Annotated in this window: 20 protein-coding genes and 1 tRNA gene; 3 read left to right on the top strand and 18 right to left on the bottom strand. The window is 37.7% G+C overall.

Annotation, left to right across the window (positions count from 1 at the left end):
• Window positions 1-225: 225 nt before the first annotated feature.
• The 15 genes from NAT51_RS02935 to NAT51_RS03005 form a co-directional block, all read right to left on the bottom strand.
• On the bottom strand, window positions 226-2,730 hold the full coding sequence (locus NAT51_RS02935; RefSeq protein ID WP_250594968.1) for a T9SS type A sorting domain-containing protein: 2,505 nt from the start codon (window positions 2,728-2,730) through the stop codon (window positions 226-228).
• Between the two features lie 245 nt (window positions 2,731-2,975).
• Window positions 2,976-4,028: an MJ1255/VC2487 family glycosyltransferase gene (locus NAT51_RS02940; RefSeq protein WP_250594970.1), complete on the bottom strand. Its 1,053-nt coding sequence runs from the start codon at window positions 4,026-4,028 to the stop codon at window positions 2,976-2,978.
• Between the two features lie 272 nt (window positions 4,029-4,300).
• Window positions 4,301-5,095, bottom strand: coding sequence for a TatD family hydrolase (locus NAT51_RS02945; protein ID WP_250594972.1), 795 nt, complete (start codon window positions 5,093-5,095; stop codon window positions 4,301-4,303).
• A gap of 107 nt (window positions 5,096-5,202) precedes the next feature.
• Window positions 5,203-6,195, bottom strand: a complete 993-nt coding sequence (locus tag NAT51_RS02950; RefSeq protein ID WP_250594974.1) for an SMI1/KNR4 family protein — start codon at window positions 6,193-6,195, stop codon at window positions 5,203-5,205.
• A gap of 143 nt (window positions 6,196-6,338) precedes the next feature.
• Entirely contained in the window at window positions 6,339-7,349 is a 1,011-nt protein-coding gene (locus NAT51_RS02955) for a T4 RnlA family RNA ligase (protein WP_250594976.1), read from the bottom strand.
• A gap of 44 nt (window positions 7,350-7,393) precedes the next feature.
• Complete coding sequence (locus NAT51_RS02960; protein WP_250594977.1) at window positions 7,394-8,128, bottom strand: hypothetical protein; 735 nt, start codon at window positions 8,126-8,128, stop codon at window positions 7,394-7,396.
• Window positions 8,115-8,882: a hypothetical protein gene (locus NAT51_RS02965; protein ID WP_250594978.1), complete on the bottom strand. Its 768-nt coding sequence runs from the start codon at window positions 8,880-8,882 to the stop codon at window positions 8,115-8,117. Before NAT51_RS02965 ends, NAT51_RS02960 begins: the two co-directional genes overlap by 14 nt.
• A gap of 55 nt (window positions 8,883-8,937) precedes the next feature.
• Complete coding sequence (locus NAT51_RS02970; protein ID WP_250594979.1) at window positions 8,938-9,438, bottom strand: cysteine peptidase family C39 domain-containing protein; 501 nt, start codon at window positions 9,436-9,438, stop codon at window positions 8,938-8,940.
• 13 nt (window positions 9,439-9,451) lie between these two features.
• Window positions 9,452-10,354: a phosphatase domain-containing protein gene (locus tag NAT51_RS02975; protein ID WP_250594980.1), complete on the bottom strand. Its 903-nt coding sequence runs from the start codon at window positions 10,352-10,354 to the stop codon at window positions 9,452-9,454.
• An 8-nt stretch (window positions 10,355-10,362) separates the two neighbouring features.
• The gene (locus tag NAT51_RS02980; protein ID WP_250594981.1) at window positions 10,363-11,547 is read right to left on the bottom strand and encodes a hypothetical protein; all 1,185 of its coding nucleotides are present in this window, start codon (window positions 11,545-11,547) and stop codon (window positions 10,363-10,365) included.
• A 12-nt stretch (window positions 11,548-11,559) separates the two neighbouring features.
• Complete coding sequence (locus tag NAT51_RS02985) at window positions 11,560-12,837, bottom strand: methyltransferase domain-containing protein (RefSeq protein ID WP_394799679.1); 1,278 nt, start codon at window positions 12,835-12,837, stop codon at window positions 11,560-11,562.
• A 173-nt stretch (window positions 12,838-13,010) separates the two neighbouring features.
• The gene (locus tag NAT51_RS02990) at window positions 13,011-14,438 is read right to left on the bottom strand and encodes a hypothetical protein (RefSeq protein ID WP_250594983.1); all 1,428 of its coding nucleotides are present in this window, start codon (window positions 14,436-14,438) and stop codon (window positions 13,011-13,013) included.
• Window positions 14,439-14,781: 343 nt separating this feature from the next.
• Window positions 14,782-15,042: a phosphate ABC transporter substrate-binding protein gene (locus NAT51_RS02995; RefSeq protein ID WP_250594984.1), complete on the bottom strand. Its 261-nt coding sequence runs from the start codon at window positions 15,040-15,042 to the stop codon at window positions 14,782-14,784.
• A 276-nt stretch (window positions 15,043-15,318) separates the two neighbouring features.
• Window positions 15,319-15,377, bottom strand: a tRNA-Ser gene (locus tag NAT51_RS03000).
• 440 nt (window positions 15,378-15,817) lie between these two features.
• Window positions 15,818-17,335 carry a TROVE domain-containing protein gene (locus NAT51_RS03005; RefSeq protein WP_250594986.1) on the bottom strand — a complete coding sequence of 506 codons (1,518 nt, stop codon included), beginning with the start codon at window positions 17,333-17,335 and terminating at the stop codon, window positions 15,818-15,820.
• Between the two features lie 435 nt (window positions 17,336-17,770).
• Between NAT51_RS03005 and NAT51_RS03010 the strand changes: the two genes are divergently transcribed.
• Window positions 17,771-18,091 carry a hypothetical protein gene (locus NAT51_RS03010; RefSeq protein WP_250594988.1) on the top strand — a complete coding sequence of 107 codons (321 nt, stop codon included), beginning with the start codon at window positions 17,771-17,773 and terminating at the stop codon, window positions 18,089-18,091.
• Between the two features lie 108 nt (window positions 18,092-18,199).
• On the opposite strand, the gene NAT51_RS03015 is transcribed toward NAT51_RS03010, so the two are convergent.
• Both NAT51_RS03015 and NAT51_RS03020 read right to left on the bottom strand, forming a co-directional pair.
• Window positions 18,200-19,312, bottom strand: a complete 1,113-nt coding sequence (locus NAT51_RS03015) for a T9SS type A sorting domain-containing protein (RefSeq protein ID WP_250594990.1) — start codon at window positions 19,310-19,312, stop codon at window positions 18,200-18,202.
• A gap of 241 nt (window positions 19,313-19,553) precedes the next feature.
• Complete coding sequence (locus NAT51_RS03020; RefSeq protein ID WP_250594992.1) at window positions 19,554-22,133, bottom strand: ligand-binding sensor domain-containing protein; 2,580 nt, start codon at window positions 22,131-22,133, stop codon at window positions 19,554-19,556.
• Window positions 22,134-22,349: 216 nt separating this feature from the next.
• On the opposite strand from NAT51_RS03020, the gene NAT51_RS03025 reads away from it, so the two are divergent.
• Both NAT51_RS03025 and NAT51_RS03030 read left to right on the top strand, forming a co-directional pair.
• On the top strand, window positions 22,350-22,967 hold the full coding sequence (locus NAT51_RS03025) for an HD domain-containing protein (RefSeq protein WP_250594995.1): 618 nt from the start codon (window positions 22,350-22,352) through the stop codon (window positions 22,965-22,967).
• Between the two features lie 52 nt (window positions 22,968-23,019).
• A complete protein-coding gene (locus NAT51_RS03030; RefSeq protein ID WP_250594997.1) occupies window positions 23,020-24,051 on the top strand; it encodes a helix-turn-helix transcriptional regulator in 1,032 nt (343 codons plus the stop codon).
• Between the two features lies 1 nt (window position 24,052).
• Here NAT51_RS03030 and NAT51_RS03035 read toward each other — a convergent pair whose 3' ends face one another.
• Window positions 24,053-24,862, bottom strand: a complete 810-nt coding sequence (locus NAT51_RS03035) for an endonuclease/exonuclease/phosphatase family protein (RefSeq protein ID WP_250594999.1) — start codon at window positions 24,860-24,862, stop codon at window positions 24,053-24,055.
• Window positions 24,863-24,873: the final 11 nt, after the last annotated feature.

Here is a 24,873-nt window from a genome sequence, read left to right on the forward strand (position 1 = left end):
TAATTAGCTAAATATTTTATCGGAAACAACATTAAATCAGATTGTTAGATTGTTGGAATGTTGAATTATTAGACTTCTTAGATACTTTGCAACCCTGTAACACTGAAAAAAAATCCCCAAGATAACTTGAGGATTTTTTTTTAGACTTCTTAGATTCTTAGACTATGGACTAATCACTAATCACTAATCACTAATCACTAATTACTAATTACTAAGGACTAAGGACTAACCCTTGATAATTTTAACCGTTTTCTTTTCCTGTCCGGAAGTGATATATCCTACGTAAATACCTTGGTTCAATCCCGAAGTATTTAACTGATAAAGGGAACTGTTCAGATTCGAGCTGCTGATCACTTTCTGGCCGTTGACAGCGTACACTTCGATGCTGTCAATTACATCATCTGATGAGATCATTACAAAATCTTTAGCCGGGTTTGGAAATACAGCAAATTCTTTTTCCGTGAACGGATTATTTGAAAGCGTATCGTAATTCAAACGTGCAATACGGTTCTTCCCAATGTTATCATAAGCGGTAAAAGATCCTCCTATCAATATTTTATTGTCAGACAGGAATTCAATAGCGTTAATAGTTCCGTTTGCCCCGCTCACATTACTGTAACTATTGTTAACCGAACCGTCCGGGTTTAAACGCACCAGGTTATTGACACTGGTACCGTTATAATTTGAAAAAGAACCGCCAATCAATAACTTGCCGTCTGCTTCCACTTTAACATCATAAATAAGCGGAACGTTAAAACCCGTCCCCATTACAAAACTGTTGTCCAAAGAGCCGTCAGCATTGATACGTGCCAATCCGTTTACCGTAATAGTATTATATTGGGTAAGATTACCTGCAATGATTATTTTCCCGTTCGGTAAGATATTGATTGCATCAACCGAATCATTGCCTCCGGTTGCCGGATTGAAAGTGGTGTCCAAAGATCCGTCAGCATTCAAACGCGCAATATTGTTTCTGGTAACTCCATTGTATGAAGTAAAATCACCGCCGATGATAATCTTTCCGTCTGGTTGTACTGCTACCGAATAAATGGAAGAAATATTCGTATCGATACCTGTTCCCGGATGAAATCCTGTATCGATAGTACCATTGGCATTTAAACGGATAATTCCTTTTCTTGAAAATCCGGTATAAGAAGCAAAATTACCGACAGCAATAATTTTTCCGTCGGATAAAAGCTGAATGGCATTGATCTTTCCTCCATTGGCATCAAAACCTGAAACGAAACCGGTATCCAATGATCCGTCGGGATTAACGCGCACGATATAATTTTTCACCGTATTCTGAAATTTCTTAAAGGCGCCTGCCACTATAATTTTATTGTCCGGCTGTAATGCCAGGTCAAGAACAGAGTCATCAGCCCCTTCTCCGGTAGTGAATCCTGTATCCAGTGTACCGTCTTGGTTTAAACGCGCCAATCTGTAGGATAAAACCCCGTTGTAACCTACAAAATTACCCCCGATAACTACTTTATTGTCTGGCTGGGACTTAATGACACCAATAGTGCCGGCAGCACCCGTTCCAAGATTATAGGGAGTTCTCGGGTTTCCGTTTGCATTTAAACGGACCAGGTAAGCTCTTCCTTTTTTATTATAATTAGTGAAAGTTCCGGTAACGATAATACTGCCGTCCACCTGTGGTACCACTGAATAAAAAATACTCAGGGGAGCATACCCTGTCGTAAAGGAATTATCCACGGCACCGTTGGTATTTAAACGGAATACGCCGGTTTGCACATCCTGCGCGGCCTGATCACGGTTCGCAACCAATATTTTTCCGTCCGTAAGCACCGCTATATTTTGGACTCCTTCAGTAGCTGAGCTGAAGGCAACTGCAGTAAAATTAAAACCATTGTCAATGGCACCGTTACTTTCCAGACGCACCATTCTGTTCAAAGCCGTTCCGTTATAGGATGAAAAAAGACCACCAACTAAAATTTTACCGTCGGCCTGCAAAGCAACACTGTTTACGGCCGTATCAAATCCGGAACCGGTAACAAACCCTGCGTCCGGACTTCCGTCAGCATTCAACCGTATGATCCTGCCATTCGCAATACCATTAAAAGTACTGAAACTGCCGGCCAGGATAACTTTTCCGTTGGTTTGTATTTTTAGGGTACCAATGTTAGCGTCTGCCCCGGCACCCACATTAAAACTGCTGTCTGCCGAACCATCCGTATTCAAACGTATTACCCTGTTTTGTGTTACCCCTTTATAAGTTGTAAAATTACCGCCGGCAATAATTTTCCCGTCAGATTGTAAAGCGAAAGCATTCACCGTATTATTGGCACCTGATCCCACATTGAAAGAAGCGTCAATTGTTCCGTCAGCATTCAGACAGGCAATCCGGTTCACGGCAGTTCCGTTGAATGAAGTAAAATTTCCCCCGATAAGAATCTTTCCGTCTGACTTCAAAGCAATGGCCTGGATTGAATTGTTCGCAGCCGTACCGGGATTGAAAGTAGTATCCAATGACAGATCAGCATTCAATCTGGCGATCCTGTTTCGGGAAATTCCCATGTAGGTAGTGAAATTTCCACAAACGATTATTTTTCCGTCGGGTTGTGTAACGCTTGAATAAATCACATTATTCGAAGTTCCTCCGTTTCCGAAACCGGTGTCGGAAGTGTTAAAGCTCGTGTCCAATGTTCCGCCTTGGGAAAAAACGGACAACGAAAAAAACAACAAAAATAAAAATGTAAGTTTTCTCATATTATAGATTTGGGTTAAGTTACACAGGCATGGTATTCCTGTACAATACCCGAACTGTGAATACTCTTTTTTATTGTCCTGAAAAACAAAAAATCCCAAAGAATTAACCTTGGGATTTTTTTTTTAGACTTGCTTAGATTGTTAGACTTCTTAGACTTCTTAGATTCTTAGACTATGGACTAAGGACTAGTCACTAATTACTAGTTACTAGTCACTAATTACAAATAAATTCAGATCATCTGAAATCATAAAGTCTCTAAATAATTTTTCAGTTTTTCAAATAAAACCGTATTCCCTTTTTGGGAATAAGACGCCAGATTGTGGTTAAACTTAGAGATGTCAAACAAAAAAGCTTTTAGATTATCCGTTGACAGTTGCTCAAAGTGTCTTCCGAATCCCAGTTTTTCAATATAGGCAGCATTTACAAATTGCTCAAACTGATCTTGTAACGGAAAGGAATACACGGGCTTTTTTAAATAAACAGCTTCCGATATAAAAGAAAAACCGCCATTGGCAATTACGGCTTTGGCTGAGGCTAAGTCTGATACAAATCCTTCCTCGCTAAAGGTTTTGAAAATGATATTTTTATTGACCAGGTCTTTGTTAAAGCCATAGACATAAAAAGTAACTTCAGGGATTTGATGTAAAACTTCGGTTACTTTATTGATATTGCTCGAACTTTGGTACATCAAAATATGATGGCCTGCCTGGGGTTGGGCATTTATAATAGCTTCCCTTACAATAGGCGGAACTAAAATCGTGTCCGCTTTAAGAACTGTTGCGTCAAAAAAGCTACTGATAAAATAATGATCCGCTTTAGGCACTTTTACTTTAACAATAGATTTTGAGATACTGAAATTATTCTTTTCGGAAGCAGGAATGGAAATATCCAGTTTGCACCGGTTGATGACTTGCATATTGTCTATGCTGATTAAAGGCAAATCGTGCTTTTTGGCAAATAAAGTGGTAAAGGTTTCAAAATCGCTGATCACTAAATCGGGTTTGAAATTTTTCTTCAATTCCAGATACTCGGCAAAATTTTGAAAGAGCAGCTTAGAGGCGTTTCTCACATTCAACAAAACTGTTCCTGTTTTAGATACTTTAGAGTCTTTGAACGCAAAATGCATCCCTTCGATTTCATGTACCCGCTTGGGAAAGTTTTTATTTAAAAATTGATACGCTCTGGAGCTTGAAACCACTTGGACATCATGGTTTTGTGCCAGTAAAAAATCGATGATGACTTTGCTTCTGGTGGCATGACCCATACCCTCACCCGGTACTCCGTATAAAATGTTCATTGACTGTTATTTTGAATCATACAAATATAAAACAATAGGCTTAAAGCAAGATTGCTATCCTTCTTAGACTTCTTAGATACTAATACGGAAGTAAAACCTGTTTGTGATAAATTTTTTGTGATAAATTTTTTTATCACAGATTTTTTATCACAAAAGTGTGATAATTTTTTCGGAATGATTTTTTTTATCACACTTTTTTTAGACTTCTTAGACTCTAATTACTAATCACTAATCACTAATTACTAGTCACTAATCACTAATCACTAAGAACTCTACAACTTAAAAAACCGTTCCGCATTCTCCGTCGTGGCTTTCGCTACTTTATCCAAAGAAATTCCTTTGAACTGTGCGATGCTTCCCGCGACATACGGAAGGAAAGCCGGTTCGTTGCGTCGCTCGTGGTATTTCTTCAGTTGGCCGGCCGGTACGTTCTTCGGTAACATGAACGGTGCATCGGTTTCAATCATGATTTTATCCAGCGGAACATAGTTCACGACTTCTTTCAGATGGGCAAAACGTTTCACATCACTGATCGATCCGGTAAAGCCGAGATAAAATCCCATGTCGAGATACGCTTTGGCTTCGGCGAGCGAACCGGTAAAACAATGCACGACGCCCAAAGGCAGCTTCGGTAAATACTCTTTGGTCACGCCCACAAAACGGTCAAAGGCCGCACGCTCATGCAAAAACAACGGCTTTTGTACGGCGACGGCCAATTCCAATTGGGCGGCATAACATTTTTCCTGCACGGGACGCGGGGAAAAATCGCGGTCAAAATCGAGTCCGCACTCACCTACTGACACTACATGCTTTTGCTCGAGCAATTTCTTTAAAGCCGGAATGCTTTCACCGTTAAAACTTTTAGCATCATGCGGATGGATTCCCGCTGTGCTGTACAATACACCCGGGTATTGTTTGGCGAGTTGCGCCGACAGCTGACTGTTGCGCACACTCGTTCCGGTCAGTATCATCTGCGATACTTCTTCTTCCAAGGCATCCTGAATGATGTCGTCTGCGTCATGCTCGAACTGCCTGTTTATTAAATTTATTCCTATATCTATGTACATATTTAGATTTTTAGATTGTTAGACTACTTGGACTTCTTAGACTATTTAGATTATTAGACTGCAAAGATTTTTGGATTTTTAGACACTTAGTACCTTAACCACTGTCTTTAATCAGCAGTGTCATCAACTCTTAGAACGGGTTGTACTACGGAATTATATTTTTCGTAAGGAAACTTCAACCCTATTGTACTCCATCCCGAACTGGTGGATAAAATTACGTCTTCCCAATACGGAATGGGAATATAGGCTTTTCTTCTTTCTTCATACCATTTGTCCAGCTCAGCTTCTCTCGCCAAAATTGCTTCTTCGGTTTCGGTTTCTTCGGTTTCTTCGCTTTCATCTTCGGTACAGTCTGAATCTTCATTGCTTTTTTTAATCGCTTTAATCGCCTTGGCAACTGCAAACGGAGCCGGTTTTTCATCTGCATCCTCATCATCATACTCCCTTTCGTCTAATCCCAGATCCCAACGCAATTCATTAATTAAATGCTCTCTTAAATTTAAACTATACAATAGGGTATCAAATCCATACATGGATATAACATGATTGCATTTTTGGGTGGGTTCCGAAATGAGGTACCGGTGTGAATTGACCGGAATCAGGATGCTTGCCTTTTCCATCCATTTTTCCATGACGGCAATACATTCTGCTTCTGTTTCGGGTCTTGTTCCCCATGCCTTCAGCCAACTTGGCTGGATACTTGAGAAAACATCAAACTTAAGATGTTCCAAAGGATTGGCAAAACGCTCTTTGATCAATTCTTCATCGCGCCAATTATGAAATAAATGATTTTCTCTTAATGTAATTTCATTTGTTTCGAAATCTTCCTCTTCAAAGAAATCGCATTTGTCCACTCTGTGGAGTATTTTTAAAAAACTTTTAAAATCATCCGGAAATTTAATTCCCCATTTGATTTCCAAAGCATTTACTTCTTCATCAGAAAGCGGATCAACCCATTTGGCTCCTTCAAAAAGATCATGCTTTTGGCTCCACCAGTTTCCGTCTTTTTTACTTTCGGAAAGATTGGCCCATCTTTTTTCAGTGGTTTCTTTTACCCAGTATAAAAACTCTTCAAAATTATTTGGTATTATAGTGTTCATTTTTTTTGATTATTAGATTTTCCGATCATCAGATTGTTAGACAAATTACTATTCACTAAGGACTAAGGACTCTTCACTAATCACTAATCACTAATCACTAATTACTAATCACTAATTACTAATCACTAATTACTAATTACTAGTCACTCACAAAAAAAAGGCTTTCCGAATTCCGGTCTGATACGCTTCCAGATTTCGTGGTCGTAGCTTTTATTGTCGAGCATCAGGAAGAGCACTGCCGAATGCTTACACGTCAGAAAATAAAAAGCGGTTTCTTTTCTCGTTTCCAATACTTTGAAATCTTTTTTACATTGGTCTTCAATGGTTTTGAAATCGGATTCCAATTTTGCCTGAATGCCTTTCACCCAATTGAAAAACTCATCGGGAACCAGTTCCAGAATTTCCGATAAGGGCTCATTGTTTTTCAGTTTCTCCCAGATATCCACACTGGACACCTGTGTGATGATACGGTGCAGACGCATATACTCTTCAAACTTTACCTTCAGACGGAAATTGTTCGCAAAACGGATCACAAACCCTTCCTTGTTTTCAGTTTCCAGATTTTTCAGCAACTGAATGTCTTTGATTCCGTCGTATTTTTCAACCAATGGGAATCCGATATCTTCCAATGCAAATTCGTTCCCGGTTTGCGTATCGATTACCGCCAGTAATACCAAAGCCGAAGTAGCGCCATAATCAACTACGATCCTATTCTCAGGGTAAATGATTTCAAACAGGTAGGTTCTCGACTGGTCGATCTTCTCCCAACAGTCTTTGTACTGACCATGCAGCATTTCGGTCGCTTTCAATGCCTGTTCGCTCGTAAAAGAACCACGGCTTGCCATAAACGGTGTTCCGTTGGCCCAGTATAAAATGCCGAGTGAACCGTCCATTTTGTCATAAACTTCAAAAGAAGTATCGGGAATTTCCAATTCCGGTTTTTCGCCCAGATTGAAAAATTTCGGAAACGGACGTGCCACCACATTCATTTCACTGTCAAGGATCAAACCACGGCAGGTAATCGTGATGTCGTTCCATAAACGGTCAAACTGGGCATCCTGTGTATAGTTGTAGATGTACAGATCATAATCAGGATGTTTGTTCACCCTGATATAATTCTGTGCTATCATTTCCTGTAATAATTGTGTATTCATGATCGTAATTAATGGTATGCAAATGTTCCAAAGAACCTGCGCAATTAATTTACGCGGTCACTTTGATAGGCATACTCTTCAGTATTTTTCATTTTCGGAATTTCTTCTTTCAGTACTGCAACCAATTGGTTCACATACGTTTGAATCACTTCCATGTTGGTTTCTGGTTCACGCAACAGAAACGGTTTCAGCTCCGGAAAAAATGCCATGATTTCTTTTTTGGTGTACAATTCGGTTCCGGATGCCAAAGCTAAAGTTTGTCCTAATTGGAACGCCATCATCTTTTTTAAACCGGTTGCATCGGTTCCTTTTCCGAAATCATTCAGTTGCAGTAAATTAATTTCAGCCAGTGTTTTAACTTTCAAATGGACATCTCCTTTCAGAGCTGCTTTCACGACGGTACGGAATTCGGTTTTGGAAACAAAAGACAGCAACATGCGAAGCGAACGGATCAATTTCAGATGTACGTCCCTTTTCAATGTCTTTGTAATTTCATTCCCGAAATCCTGATGATGAAGATCATACGTGGCCAGCACCGAATTATTCAATTCATCGGCCGTTCCTTTATACACGCTAACAATGCATCCGTTGGAACAAACCGCAAGGTTCGCATTGATTACTTTATCCTGGTATTCTTCCGCCAGTTGTTCTTTTAAGGAATTGCTGAGCGTCAGTTTTTCCAGAATGGTTTCCGGCATCGCATCAATCAGGAACACCACATCATAATCAACTGAATCGGCCGAACCAAAAAAAAGGTATGTTACGTTAGTATTTTTCATTCAGCATATCGATTACTTCATTATTGCAATACAATTTTCCGTTTTCAGAACGGTAGGAACCTAATTTTTCAATTACAGCCAACCATTCAGCAATCCGTTTTTGAATGTTTTGTTTATCAACATCACCAATAGCTTCCCGGTAAATAAACGGATGCATTTCAGGCCAATAAGCCACCGCATCGGTTTTGGTATAAATTTCAATTCCATCACGTATCAAAGCCATATTCTGGACCACATAAAAAGCAATTATTTTCCAGATATCACTGTCATTTGCATTTTTTTGGTTGAAATGATCCAGAAGCATGAAATCAATTTTCCGGATCACAGTGATCTTATCGTTAAAATCATGAATCCCTTTTAAAACCGGTTTGATTTCTTTCCGGTAATCCGTCCGCGTCAGGAAAGTGAGCACTGTTCTCACCGCTTTATAAACCGAAAGTGTTTTGTTTCTTTTTTGCAACCGGTCAATTGGCAACGGAAATAATTGTTCATGCAAATGATACGTTTGGAACAAAGCATTGTTCAGGGAATCGATCCATGATTTGGTGTAAATCGTATCCACCATTATACCTTCTTCAATAACCGCCAGTGTTGCATTCCAGTCGAAGTTATAAGTTTGCTGCAAACTCAGGACAAACCTTTTGCGTTCTTCCTGTGTGGAAGGCATTTCCTCTTTCGGAATAACAATAATCACATCTTTATCCGTAGAATCAGATGAACCATAAAAATAATAAGGATATGGTATTGCATTCATTTTGTTTCATTTAGAAGACAAAATTGAAATGTGCCTGCGCAATTATTTTTCGCAGTTATTTTTTGGCTTCAAGTAACAAAGCGACACCATACGGTTTAAACTGTCCGGTTTCACACCATTCCTTACGAATTGTTTTCTCATCGTGTTTCACGAGTCCGACAGCCGGGTCGGCGACATAAAATGTATTTCCTTCGATAGCATAGAGCACAACAAAATGATTATCATTCCAATGCAACATTGCCGGCAACGGTGCTTCCCTCAATTCTTTGATTTTCAGTTTAACCCCAAGAGTCCTGAATCCGAAATGCTCGGCGGCTTCACTTAAATCAAACAGATTTGTCCCTTCCGCTTTATCCAGTTTTGCAACCGTATTGATAGAATCCCTCGGAATCTTTTTGCCGTAATATTCAAAAATCATCTGCAGGCAGGTTGGTCCGCATTCGGGTGCATTGCTTTGCAGATGAAAAGGAAAATCACCGTTTGGTTTTTTACCATTATAGAATTTGGCACCAATACTAAATCCGCTGATCAAAATCAGGTAAATAATATTTTTCACGATAAATCCTTTATTAAAAATTCCCATAATACACCTGAAAACAAGGCAGTTTTAAATCGTTACGCCACATATCCACCACTTGGTTACGGTCATCGAGAATGAATTCGATCTGGTATTTTCCGCCAATTTCCGCGTCGAAGATTTCCCTTTTGATAATGCTGTCTTTTCGGCTGTCACCGGTAGCACGCATCAGCAATGCGTCATATCCGATGTTGTACTGTTCCAGGAAACGCAGCGTTGGTTCACGGTGTTTCTCTTCACGTCCCGACAGTAAAATAATGGCAAACCCGAGATCTTTGTAATTTTTCAAAACATTCGCCACGGGTTCGTTCAGTAAATCCTTATCGCAGTTGGCCGCATCAAAAGGATTTCGTCCGTTCATTAAAGCCAGCGTTCCGTCAAGATCACAAATCAAAGCCTTCGGCAATTGTGCATCCTGCTCGGCATATTCAAGATCTTTTCTTCTGATTCTTTTCACCGGCTGGAAATCGAAATTATTCTTCAGACTCTGCAATTGGTGGTACATCGCATCAATCACCTTCTTCGGGACATTACGGTCACGTTTGGCATTACGTTCGTACAATTCTTCCAATGGCAGATCGAACAGTTTGAATTCTATATCCGCCAGTTCCTGATACTCACCGATATTATTTTTGATGTATTCCTTTTTTGTATTACAACTGTCCAATACGACGTTCCATCCACTGGAAAGCAAAGCCTTCACTTGTTCGTATACCATTTTCGAAATCATTTTTTCTGCCTCAGGCTCCATCGCTTCCTGAAATTGTGAAAAACGGATTTCATCACGGCTGATACGGAATGTTTTCGGTTCCGATTTTACGATCCATTCGGCATATGTACTTTTCCCCGAAGCCGGGCAACCTATCAATATTGTCAGTTTGGGTGTCTTTTTCATTTTTCTTATTATAATCTTGGATCCAATTTCTTCTCTATCTCTTCATTATTAATCCGCTTCAAAAGTAAGAGTTTCATTAGATAATTTTCTTCATTTAAATTTTTATAGGGAATTTCCAGCATCTGACGGTTGATTTCCCAGTCATTGATGGATTGCTCCAGTTTCTTTTTGATATTCCGTTTGTCCAGATAATGCTCAAAATTCGTATCAAAATTAACACCGTAAATCATCGTCAGGTATTTGTTGTTCCTGATTTTGAAACAAGGCGGCAAACCTTTCACATAACTTTTCACGGTTTTAATCATGATCCCTTCCTCGTTTTGCGCGGTAAGCATTTCCATGAAAGCTTTGATTTTATTTACCTCATCTTCTTCATTTTCAGGAGTGAATCGCAAATGCAAAAAAGCATCATCATTAACGGAAGCATAGGTTAAATTAGAATTTGGAATCACTTCTTTACCTGAATCATAAACGATCTTCAGGATGTTGAACGGCTTGAAATGGATTTCCCCTTCCCCACCGAAAATTTCAATCTGTTCCCTGAAAATATCCAGTGACTTCGCCTGTGTTTCCAAATCATACAACTTGAATTGTCCCAATGCTTCATATTGTCTGACGATATGGGATTTGTGTTTCGATTTGAATTCTTTACCGGAAAGATTCTTTTTATCATCCACATAAGCTGTATAATCTGCTTTTTGTTTCACTCTGCTGATTTTCGCATACAAATCACTATTCTGCAAATAAGCATTGTGGGTGTCCAACGCTTCATAATAAGCACAATATTCCTTTTCGATCAGATTGCCTCCCATAATTTTCCAGGGAAGCATTTCCGAAGCGATGATCATGGCATCGAAACCGGGATGCATTTCCAGCATTTTCTGATGGAGACCAACGATACTTTTTTGGGCAGCTTCGGTATCGATATGTTCTATCCGGTAACCGTTTCTCGAAACAAAATAGGTTTCCTCCAATTTGTTTTTCAGGTAAATGGTACAATAGGACCCCATGTATTTCTTTTGGACAACCAATTCGGTTTCGCCACGGCTCAGGAAATAGTTCACGGCCTGACGGATACTTTCAATTTCATTGTCCGGCAGATATTTCGGAGCCGGTGAAATCGTAGGTGAAAATTCATTGACTTTATTTTTACAAAACCATTCAATCCGGTTTTTTACTCTTAGCTCTAACATTTCTTTCTCTTTTTAATTGGCATAAACAATCATGGCACTCGTTGGATGAACTCCGTTGACACAATCCCCGATTCCCGAATATTCCATCCGGTTAGGGAAAATTTCGCCGACAAAAGTGACAAACTCTTCCCTATTGAATTCAAAATCATGGTCGTCATGGCGAAATTCTTCGGTCATTTCATAGTTCACGTTGAAATCGGAATTGGGTGTTGTAATGAACAATTGTGTGAACGATACATTCTCTTTGATCCAAACCAATAGTTTTTTAGCTTCTTCCAATGTATTATGCTCGATTACTTCACTCAAAATCACCTGTCCGCTAAATCCTTTCAGGCTGTCCACATCCGAAACCCAGTTCAGGTTATCCACACGCTCGATTTCCATGATCTTATTGGCCGTTGCTTCATAATCAACTTCGTCATATGCCCAGTAATCATTCCGGTAGCCTTTTTTCATCAGGGATCTGAAGTACTGCATTTCCCCGCAGCCAAAATCCAGCACCGGTTCGTCATGACTGATTTTATCACAGATGAATTCCTTACGTGACTGGTGCGTATCGGTGAACAAAAACTGTATTCTATTATCGAAGTACGCTTCCAGTTGGGGCTTGAACTGTTCAAACTGTTTGGGTGAACGCATCAGCCTTTTAATAAACAGATAGTACACAAAATACGGTACGTTTTTGATGTTCGTCAGATTCGTTACGTGTTTCTGGATGAAATAATCATCTATGAAGGTATGCACCGAATATTTATTGGTAAAATGGCAGAACAAAGCCACCAGTGAAAACTTTTGAAACGCTTCCCGTACCGAATTCCCTTCTACAAACAGTGTATAATTATTTCCTCTTTTGGGAGTCAGTGTGATTCCGTCGATATACTTTGACAACAAGAAGTTTCCGTTCTTATACCATCCGGAATCCAGAAAGAATGTGGGTACTTCAATTGTTGCAGGAACAGTATCCACATCAGCATAGGTTTTATCCAGCCAGGAAATTACGGTCGCATTCAATTGTGTATTTTCTTTATACAAATGGTTGAAAAATTCGGTACCGATGTTCAAAGCCAGCAGCGGACTGCAGTAACTCTGGTAATCGATTGGATTTCCTTCTTCGGGCATGTAACTGTGCTTGGTATCCTGAAACACACAGTGGTATTCATTTGCACTGACACAGTTACCAATTAACACGCCGTCTTTCAGGGATGTGCAGTACAAACCTTCGTCGGTATTTGGGTTCTTGTGTAATATATCCAAAAAGTAAGGATTTTTGGACTTCAAAATCAGTATCATATCTTCTTAATTAATTTCTTTGACAAATGTCTTATGCCGTTGCGCAATTATTTTGCGTGGTTGTTTTTTTGTTTTTAAGTGTTGGTTATGAAGAGGGAAAACAGAATCTGTCACATCTTCATCAATTTTATATTGCAAAGATGTCCAACAGTGTACGCAGTTATTATACGCACTTACATAAATATATATTCTGTAAAAGATAATCCGTCCATGAAAAACTTGTCAGCTGATTTAATTTGAATTCCTTTGGCTGTTTCAGAGAAAACCAGTTTCATGGGTTTGAATTCAAAATGAAGCGGAACCGTTGTTGCCGAGTTGGCATGCGGAACTTTAAAACGCGGAAATTGTGGGTATAAATCCGGAGCAGTACTAACCCTGCTTAATTCTTTCCCAAAATAAAAATGCGTCAAAAAGCGTTTGTCCATTGTAAAACTGCTATATCTTTTTATATAATAAGCAAACGGAGCTTCGGTTTTCATTCCTTGTTTACTGTATAAAAGAAAGAAATCAACATCGAAAAAAACAACCATATCATAGCCGGTTTTATTTTCTATCCTGATTATATTATCTGTCTTCGGAGTTTCATACTGTCCCGAAAAAAAATTATATCCGGTTTGTAGCGTATCTTTAAACTCTTCGGTAAACTTAATTTCTTTTTGGACCGGCTGGTATAAACTTCTGTAAAACGAACTGCTTTCATTCAGCTTTGTATTCATCTTCCCATTTATCGTTTCATTCATTCTTTCCACAACTGTACTGTTCATTTTCTCAGTGCTGTTTGTTTTTCCATCATTCACAAGAAAAATAAAAATCAATATTACGGCAATAATACACCCCAATAAGGTTCCCATAAATTTAAAATCCTTCAATACCCTGTTACGTTCACGGATTTCCTTGGGGTCTGTCGGATGGTCAAATAAATAAAAGAATCCTTTAAACATGGTTTCGAAGAAAAAAACAATACCAGGTTTACTGATATGGTCAATCGTTACATTCATGATTTCCCACTGCTTCTCCCTGATTTGTCCCACTTTTTTATTCAGTTCAAGATCTCCAAGATCTATTACTAAATCTACTAAAGCATCAAATTCGGGTGTGTTACCCTGAATGCTTCCTTCATTGATTCCATTGTAAAATTGGTTCAGTTTACCGTCAACCCTATTGAGCATACTGTCCCGAACCGACCTCGGCAATACTGTTCTAAATTTTAAAATTGCATTGAACTGGAAGAATTCATTTTCCTTTATTTTTTCTGCCACAAAGTGATTCAGGGCATCCGACAGCAGTAAGTCGGTATCCCGGTATAATTCGGCAAAATCATAAATGTTATAATCCGGTTCAGGATAGTTTTTCAGATAATCCATCTTCCCGACGGCAATTCCGTAAAAATCTTCATGCGCATCCAAAAACTGTATGATGGCACTTTTATTCCTGAGTCTTTCAATCAATAAGGTTACATCATTTGTGTTAAAAGCATCATTCTGCAACCGGAGTTCCATTTTAAGCATTTTTTCGGCTCTGATAATATCCTCATTATCAAACTCAAAAAGTCTTTTGCCATTTGACTTCTTCAGGTACTCATAACATTTAATAAAACTCATTTCCGGTAAATATTAGCTTAAAATTAAAACGGTTCTTACAATATTAAACAAATATTATAAGAACCGATAATTGAACAATACAATTGTTTCTTTAAAAAATTAAAAAGAGGCAATAATGATAAACAGCTGGGCTAAGTTTTGATCGAAGTAACTGTTTAAAACGGCACTCTTTGGTATAAGAGCAATAATTCAGTGGAGCTTGTTATCAATTTTGGTACGAAGTAACTCCATTGCACGGCATCTTATATATTTGAAGAAGTAAAAAACGTAAAGTGTATTTTTAACCGGGGCATCTCGTTGCCGGAATCGAACCGGACAGTCATGCCAATTTTACGATTCCCCTTTACATTGGACGAAGTAACACTTCACTACGACATTCTTCTTTTTCTTTCCATTGTTTGTTTCTGAATTTCTTCCAGTTACGCTGGCGGTTGCTTAGTGTTGAATTTGTGGTTTCCCATCCGTGTGGAAAACACCGGCTGCATCCCTGCAAATCACCGTAGCGTATTCTTGAAATTTGTATGTTAGACATTTTTGAAGGAAAATTAATCCCTCCGATTTCATTTTTTCCCAGTGCTTTATAAAAGCGTTTAAATTTTCTCATGATGTTTCTATTGAATTATACCTCAATAGAATGCACCTTTTCGTGTTGTTTTATAATTTTTCATATTCTTTAAAATTAATCAGGGCAACAAGTTAAAAAAGAGACTCTTCCGTAGTCTTACCATTAGACGATACACCAGGAATCGAACCAGGATTGACGGTCCTTAAACGAAGTAACTCTTCTTTACGGCACCTGATTATTATAACAAGGCAAAAAGCAATAAGTGAAATTTTATGCGCTCTACCACTGAGCTACTCTCCCATTTTTATTTTTTTGTGGAAGAGACGGGATTCGAACCCGCGACCTCATCGTCCCAAACGAAGTAACACTTATCTACGGCACTTGTTTTTATTATACTACAAATTTATTTTTACCCTGCGCAATTATTTTACGCAGGATTTAATTCTTTAATAAAAAGTAATTAGTGACTGCAAAACATAATTCTGTTAGTACTTAATAATCATAACTAATCAATAATAATTAATATCTAAAAGATTATAATTAATATCTAAAAGGTTATAATTAATATCTAAAAGGCTATAATTAATATCTAAAAGATTATAATTAATATCTAAAAGGCTATAATTAATACCTAAAAGATTATAATTAATATCTAAAAGGCTATAATTAATACCTAAAAGATTATAATTAATACCTAAAAGATTATAATTAATATCTAAAAGGCTATAATTAATACCTAAAAGGCTATAATTAATATCTAATCACTAATTACTATTCACTAATTACTATTCACTAATTACTATTCACTAATCCCTTACAAAACAATTCTGTTTATATATTGCAATGCCGAAGTTTTATCTTCCAATGCATGCAACACATCAAACACTTTGTCTGACCAACCTGCAATCAGGTACACATCATTTTGTTTAATATCCAACGGAACCTGACCGTAACCAGCCAAATCGAACAAATACAACTTGGCATTTGGTGCCATCGCTTTATAACGGTTCCAGGAATTTTCAAACGAATGTGTTGTGTTGTTACTGTTCCACATCTGAACATCGGTAAACAACATGACTTTATCCACGATTTCGTTTCGTTTGATTAAATCTTCGATTACCAGATAACCATTGGTTGCATAACCTACTTCACCTTCACGGCGGTAAAATTCCTGGACATTGGCCAAAACATTACGTTTCGACATATTGATTACTTTCCATCGGTCACCAAACATACCACTGATCACATTTTTACAACGGGACTGCATCAGCATACCCAACATCAAACCGATGTCATACAACAATACTTTACTGTTCTTTGAAACCGGCTGCTGCATCGAACCCGAAACATCACAGGCTATAACTACCGAAGTACGTGCATCAAAACCTTTGATATTTTCGGAACTGTACATTACCGCATCTTCCAAGGCATCCAGAACCATAGTTGTATAGCGTGATTTTAACTCTTTGATTTCACGGTAGGCCGACAGGAAACGGAATGGCAATTGTTTTGAATTGGCAACTGCATTGGCATTGCTCAAATAATTGCAGACTTTTTCCATATGCGCAAACGAAACACCGGCCTCTATAATATTACGCAGGTTACGCAACATAGCCATATAACCCAAACGGTTGCTGTCAATCAATGCTTCCCAAATTTCCTTAAATGCTTGTTGTTTTTCGGCTTGATTCTTAAAAGCACGCTGACCAACTTCAGACAACTGGGTTTCCCATGTATACGGAACTGAAAGTGTATTCGCTGCAATTTTGTTGAAAACCAACTGTTGTGCCTCATCTTTTGCTTTAGGATGAACCAAAAACAGAGCATCACGCAATTTCACTTCACCCTGACGGTTGTATTTCGCAAACTGGTATTCATCAAAACGGTTGAAGGATTCAGCAAGACCTTTTTGTATTTGTTTTGACAAACGGTTCAGTTTTTTGGTATCGGTACGCTTGTTTGCCATTTGGTAGTAAGCCAGCAACTCTGTTATTTCATCAGCACGCTGGATTACCTTTTGCATCATGGTACTCACCAGATTATTACCAGAACTGATTTTAGCCAATTCGACAGTTAAAACCATCGGCACCGAACGCATGTACATTTCATTACGTACATACACCGCCAGTTTTGCAATAAACTCAGGATTACATTTTTGAATCAATTGCTGGATTCTTTTCAAACGGTCTGAATCCTTTTCATAAGTAACATCATTTAATCCCGAAGTTACCACAGCTGAATACAATTCCATTTCAGGAGAAAGACTATATGCTTTTGCACCTTCGTAGTTTGTTACTACATTTTTTGCTTTGTTAAAATAATTAAATTTCATCTTGGATACTTTTAAATTAAACATTTGTTCCTTTTGACATGGCAAAGATGCTTTGTCTTATACGCAATTATTCCGCGTAGAAAATAAAAGTTCCTGAAAAAAATAATTAAAGAATAAGAAATAGCTTATATAACAAGGCTTTAAGCTAATACAAAATAAAAAAAGCTGTGTAAATTTCTCATATGGGGAAAAAATAGCACAGCTTAAAAAAACCAATAATCTATTAGGACTAATTACTGTTGCTTGTTAAGGCATTTTAGGTATTCCAACAACAACAATATAAAATTAGATTTTAAAAAGACATTTTTTAAAAGTATAAATACCTGATTTTAAATCTTTTAAAAAAATAAATCAATTTTATGAACTTTCCTTATAATAATTATCTTCGCCCTATTGAAAAGTAATTGTATTAGCTATAATTCACAGCTATAAAATATGTATACAAAAAAGAATATCTTCCTTTGGGTTCCAATCTATTTTTGTGGTTTTATCTCTTTCACTCTCTTATATGAATGGTGGAATATAAAAATCAATAATGAAAGTAACCAGTATGCCTGGGGACCGGTCAATGATAATCCGTGGTATTATGAGACTCCTAATCTATATGCCAATGTTATGTTGACAGAAGGAATTGTCCTGCTTTTCCTGGTTGTTATGACAATTAAGGCATTAACCCAAAGACCCAATAAATTCAACTATTGGTTTTTATTTTGCCTGCTGTTCACAGCTTACCTATTTTTTTCAGCGAATGTATAATAGTCTTTTTATAGAATAGGCCACTAGTACTAATTACAATAAATGGAATAAAAAAAGCGTCCCAAACAAATGGAACGCTTTTACAATAGCATTAAAAGAACAAACCTACTACTCCTTCACTATTTTATTTTTAACAACTCCTGTAGCCGTTTCAATAACAACAACGTACATCCCTTTTTTCAGTCCGTTCATGTCAACAGCTACATTATTACTGCTACCATCATATTCTTTCTCGTTCACCAGACTGTTGTTGATATCAAATAAGGAAATCTTTTTGATTAACTGATCGCTTTTCAGACTCACATTCAGATTATCTTTTACCGGGTTTGGATATAATTTCTCCGTTTCGGCCAATTGAGCCATTTCTGCTTCGTCTTTTACTTCAACCACTGTTACACGGCATCCCTGATCAACTCTCAGAAGTGCTCCTCTTGTCATCCAGGTTGGACTGCTTGTTGCCACAGTAATTCTATAGTATCGCTCCTGTCCTGCCAATGCTCCTGCCGTGATATTACCACCCAGCAACACTTTTGAAGGCACCGGTCCTTGAGTCCAGGTTACACCACTTTCGTAGGCAAAATCCTGAAGATTCTTGTTTTGATCAGGTGCTGTTCCTGAGTACCATTTATAAACACTGTAATTACCGCTCGTTGACCACCATCTGTTGCATTCGGTGATTTCAAGAAAATAGGCCGGTTCCAATTCACAATACTTCATATTGATAAATAAATCTGAAATACATAAAGTTTGTGGATCACCATTTGTTGGCGGATTAATTTGCCCCATACCCAATCTGAAATCCGGTTTTGCGCCTTCACAAGTCACTTGTGGTGTATAACTTGTAACTGTAGCGCAACCATTTCCTGAATAGGTTACTTTAACACGGTAAGCAAATCGTGTTCCCGCAAGCAATTGAGTGTAGCCACTTCCTGAATAAACCCCGTCCGGTGTTGTATCGGCAGGGAAACTTGGTGAAAGTGTCATCTGGCTCCAAGTAGTTTGTGCAACTGGATATAATTGCTTTCTTTCTACACTGAAGGTGTAATAACCCGCTCCGCATAATGAATTGTCAAAACCGGTCAGGCTCAGTTTCACATCATAATACCCAGGGTAAGTGGTACTGGTTGTTACTGTTGATTGTAATGTTACCGTAATTGCCGCAAGTAGTTTGGGACTGGCAAATAATAGAAACATACAGAAGAGTAATGCTCTTTTTTTCATGGTTAAAAGTTTTAAAGTTTATGCTGCAAATGTATTTTCAACATTTCCGTCAACAACCATAAAAACAGCCATTTGTGACGAATACCCTATATAATAGTGATGAATTTCGTATTTATTTACTTACATATTTTTAAAGCTGGGATGAATCAGATTCTTTTTGGGACGATTTAAATCTGTAGTATTTAGCCTACAGGAAATATCCTATTCAGAATTCGGTCAAAATCATATCAGATGAATGGTATCAAAATAGAATTTTATCCAATTCCGGAAGATACGTTTCGCCAACCGGGATTTCATGATGCAATATGTAAACCGCTTTTTTACTTTTCTGTTCAATTTTATCAATACGGATAATGAAGGAACGGTGTATTCTCAGAAATTCAAGCGGATCCTGAACCTGGGAGACAAAATCCCCTATTTTACCCCGCACCGTATAGGTTTTTAATTGGGTCACGATATCAACATAATTCCCGGAAGATTGCACAAATAAAATATCGGAAGTCTTGATACGGATTTCTTTTCCCGATTCTTTAAATGAAAAGTAATTGTCTTTCATTTTGATTTTCTTCAATAAGAGACGGAGTAATTCCCTTACGATGTCTTCGTTATACGTCAATACCCTGATTTTAAAGAAAAAATAAATAACAACTCCCAATAAAGCCAGCATCAACCCAATAAACCAGAAAGTTTTCCAAAAAGGCTTGCTGATATGCACCGGAATGACAATGCTTTCATTGGAAAAACTTCTGCCGTCGTCCATTACTTTTACCAAAAGCTTGTAATCACCGGGAGGAATGTAAGAATACGATAGTTTGCGTTCTTTGGTATTTCTCCAACTTTTATCCAAACCTTCCAGTTTGTAACGGTATTCAATTTTTCCGTTACCGGTAAATGAAACTGCTTCCACACCAAAATCAAGCTGGTTTTCATCATATCCCAACGATAATTTCTTTTCATTTCCGATTGCATAAAGCTTATTGTTTACTTTCAACTCTTTCAGCCGTAAAAAATAATGCTTTTGAAGTTGCATTTCTGCAAATTGCCGCTTCGATAATGAACATAAACCTTTTGATGTACCAATATAAATGCTATCCTTAATTATTTCCACATCCTTGATCTGATTGCTGATCAATCCGTTTGCCGTGGTGATGTAATCAACTTCATAGGTTGACGGGCCGGTAAAACGGATCCTATTCAAACCATAATTAGTACAGGCCCAAATCGTTTTGGAATCTTCAATATAAACCTCGGTTACAATATCATCAGACAATCCCTTGCTCTTGTCAATGGCATAAGTCAGGCCAGTAACCAAATCATAAACAACGACACCTTTACCTAATGTCGCTGCATACAATACTTTATTGGTATACGAATAATCCAAATCATCTATTCGGTATTTCAGTAATGCTTTTTTTGTTGGAAACACTCTCCTGTTCTCCGAAATTTTCAAACCGTCAATGGTTCCGAAATACGTTTTATTGCCAATCCGGGAAATATCATGAATTCTGAAGTTCATCGTATCGGCCACTCTTTTGTTATCCTTCCATACGGCATACAAACCGTACATCGACATGCTGAGCTCATTTGGGCTATCATCAGAAATCTTGGTCACCTGTGTATAAGTCCGGCTATACAGCTTATCATTAAAGTACATTTCGCTTCCGTTACAGGAAACCATAATTTTATCTTTTTGGTAAAACTCAACAAAAGCAGGAAAATTGACTTCTGCCTTCCGGAGCATGGCAATGGGTTTTACCGGTTCTTTCTTATAAACATCTCCGTTATAAGTACCGATAAACAGATTATTCTTATCATCCTTCGTAAGCGACTGAATCACATTATTCTGAATAACATACTTTCTGATTTTATTTGGCGGCAGATAATAGACTCCATAATCAGTGGTACTTATCCATAAACCCCCATAACAGTCTTTTATAAAATTGGAAACCGTTGCATGCGGTAAATACGAAGCGGTGCATTTTCCATTCAAATCATAAAACTTCAATCCGTTATTCCGGTAACCCACCCAAAAACCGGTACTGCCAATACTGCCTCCGGCAACCGGTACCGTTCTCCCGATTGGTACAACCAATGTTGGCTTATTCCGGTGGTAAACATGAACCATACTGTCGGCAATCATAAGCTTACTGTCTGATTGCAATGCTACCAATTGCCGCTGCACTCCGGTATATTTCGGGCGTATGAAATCTGATTTTACATTTGAGCAATAAACAATTCCTTCATTTGAACCAATTTTAACAGTGTGCAGGTATTTTGAGTTGTTATAAAAAACATCATCATTTCTTTTATTATGCTTTCCATACGGGTAAGCATGCTCGGTAAGCTTTCCTTTTGCATCAATGGAAAAAAACATGGCGCCGCCGTTACAAAAATAAACTGTGCCGTTATTGGATACAATCAGTCTCTTTATGTATAAAGTTGACTGCGAATACTTTTTAATATAAGCATCTATAACATGGTTATACTTAAAAGGGACAAAGCGGTTGGTACCGTTTTCAAAATAAAATATCTTCTTATTAAATGTACTGCACCACACCTGCCCGTTTTGCTGCGGAAAGAAATCAAAAATGGTAATATCGGTTAAACCGTCTTTGGGTGCATACTTTTTAAACTCATATCCGTTGTATTGGCACAAACCTCTGTCAGTGGCAAACCAGACAGAACCGTTTTTATCCTGGAACACATCATATACTTCATTACTGGGAAGGCCTTCTTCGGTAGTGAAGTTTATAAAATCCTGTGCAGATATATCAAAAAAAACAAATAGAAAAAGAAAAGACAAAAAGTAGTTTAATTTCATAGTGGTTGGGGCTTTAAGAAATTTAATATGTCATTCAGTAATTTCAGCTAAAGGCTTCCAAAAATAATAATAAAAATCTTACACTGACTTTTGTTTCTAAAAGCATCAGAACTTCTATTTTTCTGACAACCAAAGCTTCATGGATGCAATTTTCTCAAATATGCAATTCTGTTGCGCAGGATAAAAAGTATTGCTACATTTGGTAAAATTACCGGCATGGACCTACAGAAATTATTTTCCGAATTACTGCTCAAAATTGGTTTTCCGGAAGAAACTATCGAAATCAGATGGAACCAACTCGTGAAAGCCTATTCACAGAAGTCAAGAAAGTACCACAATCTGACGCATTTGGAAGAAATGATTGCCGCTTTTCAACTCTATTTTGACCAATTGACTTTTCCGGATGAAGTACTCTACGCTATTTTCTATCATGATTATGTATACAAAAGCACCCGGAAGGATAACGAATTGAAAAGTGCAGAATTTGCTGTCCAAATTTTACCTGCCAACTCTAACACAGTAAACACAGAGCGGATATTCAACTTAATCATGGCTACCAAAGACCACCACGGCAATGAAAACAATGACCAAAAGTGGCTGATTGATTTTGACTTGAGGATTTTAGCCAAAGAATGGGATGATTATTATATCTATGTAAACCAAATCAGGAAAGAATACAGTATCTATCCCGATATTCTTTACAAACCCGGACGCCGGAAAGCAATGGAACACTTTCTGGAAAACGAATTCATTTACCAAACCAATACATTCAGGGAACTATATGAAACGAAAGCCCGTGAGAATATTTTATCCGAAATTGAATTACTTAAGTAATTAGTTCTCAGCATTCCATAAACAATAAACAACAAACTCATAACTCTAACCCGTGGCTCAAAATAAAAACGCACTCATCCGTTACAAGACAATAGATAAATGTCTTCAAAACCATTACCGTACCTGGACATTAGAGGATTTAATCGAAGCCTGTTCCGATGCATTGTACGAATATGAAGGAAAAGAATCTCCGGTAAGCAAGCGTACTGTCCAATTGGATATCCAAATGATGCGCAGTGAAAAACTGGGATACAATGCTCCTATTGTGGTGTATGACAAGAAGTTTTATAAGTATGATGAAGAAGATTTTTCAATTACCGATATTCCCTTGACCGAAACTGATATCAATGTTTTAACCGAAACGGTTTCAATGCTGAAGCAGTTTAAGGATTTCTCTCTTTTCAGCGATGTTTCCGATATACTTCAACGGTTGGAAGATAAGGTATATGCCGAGAAATCCCATACCCAGCCGGTTATCCATCTGGATAAAAACGATAAACTCAAAGGATTGCATTTTTCAGATGAGATTTATCAGGCCATTATCAAGAAAGTGGCATTGGTTATTACGTATAAATCTTTCAAATCCAAACAGGAACAGGTATTTACTTTTCATCCTTTCATTTTGAAGGAATACAATAACCGTTGGTTTGTCATTGGGAAGAAAAAAGGAAGCCAACCTATATCAAATTTAGCTTTGGACCGTATTGTTTCAATCGATTATGATTTCAGTATTCCGTATCTGGAGGAAGATTTCAATCCGGAAGAATATTATAAAAATGTAATTGGTGTTACGGTTAATGAAGGGCTAAGACCGGATCGTATCGAAATTAAAATTGATGCAAACAATGCTCCTTATGTACTCACAAAACCCTTTCACAGTTCCCAACGGTTGATACAAACCAATGAAGACGGAAGCATCATTATTAATGTATTTCTTATCATCAATTATGAATTTGAACGCTTATTGCTTGGTTTCGGTGCCAGTTTAGAAGTAATAAAACCCAACTATTTCAGGAAACGGATCAAGAAAATCATTACCGGAGCGGCAGCGATTTATGCAGATGAGGAGTCTACTGAAAAATAGATTAATTCAATGAGAACACTATACTTATAGGGATATGGTCCGATATTTTACGTGCCTCTTCCAAGGTTTGGAACTTTTTATAAAAATGTATTGCCTGTTTATTGATTAAATTGGTTTTTTGTGCCTTATACCAAATATTATCAAACTCGGAAGCCAGACAATTATCATTTTGACAAGTTTTTTTCAGTGAAGTCTTTTGATTACGGAATGCTGATGTATACCCCATACTTTTTAAAGGTGTAAACACTGAATGCGACTGCGGACAATTAAAATCGCCTACAAATAAAAGGTTCAGATCAGGATATAATGATGGAAGGTTTTTAAAGTATTTAATCTCTGTCTCCGGCTGTTTACTTTTGGTAATGGCATGAAAATTAGCCAGTGTAAATTCCTTAGTTCCTGATTTAAATGTCGCATAAAATGGTTCTCTGTCAATTAATGTCTGGTATTTCTTTTCCAGCCACGGAGCGCCTTTAAGTTTAAGCAAACTGGTCTTCCATAAAAAAGCGTACCGCTCTGTTTTATAAGAGCTTCCTGTTGTGGGGTTACTCACAACATAATCCCATTTTGAACCTTTACGGTTAAGTGCTTCAGCTAATTTCGCCACAGCTTGGGCACCTCCATATCCAGCCACCACTTCCTGCAAAGCCACAACATCGAAATCTTTTAACGTAGTCGCCATAAATTCGATGTCCTGATCGGATTTTGATTTTCCAATATTTTCAATATTCCAGGAACATAATTTTATTTGGGCTGTCACTGAATTCAGAAACAATAAAATTATTACTAAGTAGGTATAAAAACGGGACATTCTTTTGTATC

The sequence above is a fragment of the Flavobacterium amniphilum genome, assembly GCF_023634845.1.
Classification (GTDB): domain Bacteria; phylum Bacteroidota; class Bacteroidia; order Flavobacteriales; family Flavobacteriaceae; genus Flavobacterium; species Flavobacterium amniphilum.

Excerpts from the sequence above, each read along its gene's own strand:
- NAT51_RS02935 (WP_250594968.1), bottom strand. The coding sequence starts at position 2,730 with ATGAGAAAACTTACATTTTTATTTTTGTTGTTTTTTTCGTTGTCCGTT.
- NAT51_RS02940 (WP_250594970.1), bottom strand. The coding sequence starts at position 4,028 with ATGAACATTTTATACGGAGTACCGGGTGAGGGTATGGGTCATGCCACC.
- NAT51_RS02945 (WP_250594972.1), bottom strand. The coding sequence starts at position 5,095 with ATGTACATAGATATAGGAATAAATTTAATAAACAGGCAGTTCGAGCAT.
- NAT51_RS02950 (WP_250594974.1), bottom strand. The coding sequence starts at position 6,195 with ATGAACACTATAATACCAAATAATTTTGAAGAGTTTTTATACTGGGTA.
- NAT51_RS02955 (WP_250594976.1), bottom strand. The coding sequence starts at position 7,349 with ATGAATACACAATTATTACAGGAAATGATAGCACAGAATTATATCAGG.
- NAT51_RS02960 (WP_250594977.1), bottom strand. The coding sequence starts at position 8,128 with ATGAAAAATACTAACGTAACATACCTTTTTTTTGGTTCGGCCGATTCA.
- NAT51_RS02965 (WP_250594978.1), bottom strand. The coding sequence starts at position 8,882 with ATGAATGCAATACCATATCCTTATTATTTTTATGGTTCATCTGATTCT.
- NAT51_RS02975 (WP_250594980.1), bottom strand. The coding sequence starts at position 10,354 with ATGAAAAAGACACCCAAACTGACAATATTGATAGGTTGCCCGGCTTCG.
- NAT51_RS02980 (WP_250594981.1), bottom strand. The coding sequence starts at position 11,547 with ATGTTAGAGCTAAGAGTAAAAAACCGGATTGAATGGTTTTGTAAAAAT.
- NAT51_RS02985 (WP_394799679.1), bottom strand. The coding sequence starts at position 12,837 with ATGATACTGATTTTGAAGTCCAAAAATCCTTACTTTTTGGATATATTA.
- NAT51_RS02990 (WP_250594983.1), bottom strand. The coding sequence starts at position 14,438 with ATGAGTTTTATTAAATGTTATGAGTACCTGAAGAAGTCAAATGGCAAA.
- NAT51_RS02995 (WP_250594984.1), bottom strand. The coding sequence starts at position 15,042 with ATGAGAAAATTTAAACGCTTTTATAAAGCACTGGGAAAAAATGAAATC.
- NAT51_RS03005 (WP_250594986.1), bottom strand. The coding sequence starts at position 17,335 with ATGAAATTTAATTATTTTAACAAAGCAAAAAATGTAGTAACAAACTAC.
- NAT51_RS03010 (WP_250594988.1), top strand. The coding sequence starts at position 17,771 with ATGTATACAAAAAAGAATATCTTCCTTTGGGTTCCAATCTATTTTTGT.
- NAT51_RS03015 (WP_250594990.1), bottom strand. The coding sequence starts at position 19,312 with ATGAAAAAAAGAGCATTACTCTTCTGTATGTTTCTATTATTTGCCAGT.
- NAT51_RS03020 (WP_250594992.1), bottom strand. The coding sequence starts at position 22,133 with ATGAAATTAAACTACTTTTTGTCTTTTCTTTTTCTATTTGTTTTTTTT.
- NAT51_RS03025 (WP_250594995.1), top strand. The coding sequence starts at position 22,350 with ATGGACCTACAGAAATTATTTTCCGAATTACTGCTCAAAATTGGTTTT.
- NAT51_RS03035 (WP_250594999.1), bottom strand. The coding sequence starts at position 24,862 with ATGTCCCGTTTTTATACCTACTTAGTAATAATTTTATTGTTTCTGAAT.